This window comes from Mesorhizobium sp. M1E.F.Ca.ET.041.01.1.1, assembly GCF_003997355.1.
Lineage (GTDB): Bacteria > Pseudomonadota > Alphaproteobacteria > Rhizobiales > Rhizobiaceae > Mesorhizobium.
Window position 1 is genome coordinate 1 of record NZ_RZSL01001110.1, and the last position, 931, is coordinate 931.

General features: G+C 66.9%; 1 protein-coding gene. It reads right to left on the reverse strand.

Annotated features, from left to right (window positions below):
- Nucleotides 1-141: 141 nt before the first annotated feature.
- On the reverse strand, nucleotides 142-931 hold a 790-nt coding region (gene xdhC, locus EOA38_RS37740), incomplete at its 5' end, for a xanthine dehydrogenase accessory protein XdhC (RefSeq protein ID WP_245481036.1).

Genomic DNA, 931 nt, shown 5'->3' on the forward strand with positions numbered 1-931 from the left:
GTGTTCACAACTCGTGTTCGCCAGGCGCGCAGAAAACACGGTTCAAACCCGTTTGGGAAACGAAGAAAGCGACGAGCAGCTGTGAGCGGTGGTCATACCTTCGCAGCCCTGTCGCCGGCGCGACGAGGACCGCGGCTGACCTTAGCCGGCCATCGCCTTTTGGGACGGAGCCGACGCTTTGGCGGAATGCGACGCCAGCGCCGTCATGATCTCGGCGGCGGCAAGTGCGGCGATCACCGGTGGGCGCTTGTCCTTCACGGCGTTGCCGCCGATCGGCGACACGAGGCGGTTGAACTCGGCCTCGCTGCCCTCGGTCGACTTCAGGAACCAGTTCTTGAAAGTCGCCTTCTTGGTCTTGGATCCGATCATGCCGACATAGGCAGCGTCGTCGCGCCTCAGCGCCTCGGCGACGATCAGGAAATCGAGCGCATGGTCGTGGGTGAGGATGACGAAGGCCGATCCCGCCGGCGCCTCTCGAACGGCGCTTTCAGGCATCGGCGTCAATCTCGTCTCGACCGTTTCCGGCATGCCTTCCAGCGCATCCGCCCGCGTCTCGACGACGAGGGCGTGGATGGGCAGAAGAGCGAGCGTCGCCGCCAGCGCCTGGCCGACATGGCCGCCGCCGAAGACATAGACATGCGGCAGACGCGCCTCCTCGGCCTCTGCCTTGGCGATCAGTGCCCGTTCGAGCGCCGCATCGACAGGGCGGATCAGCACCTCGACGCGCCCGCCGCAGCACTGGCCGATCTCCGGCCCGAGCGGAACGTCGAGCGTTGTGCAGACTTCGTCGGCCTCGATGCGGGCTTCCCTCCCCCTTGAGGGGAGGGTGGCGGCGAAGCCGCCGGGTGGGGTCGCCGCGGCAGTGCTCGGCATTTTCTTGGGTCGCGCGCTTCCTCTACCGACCCCCTCTGGCCGCTTCGCGGCCATCTCC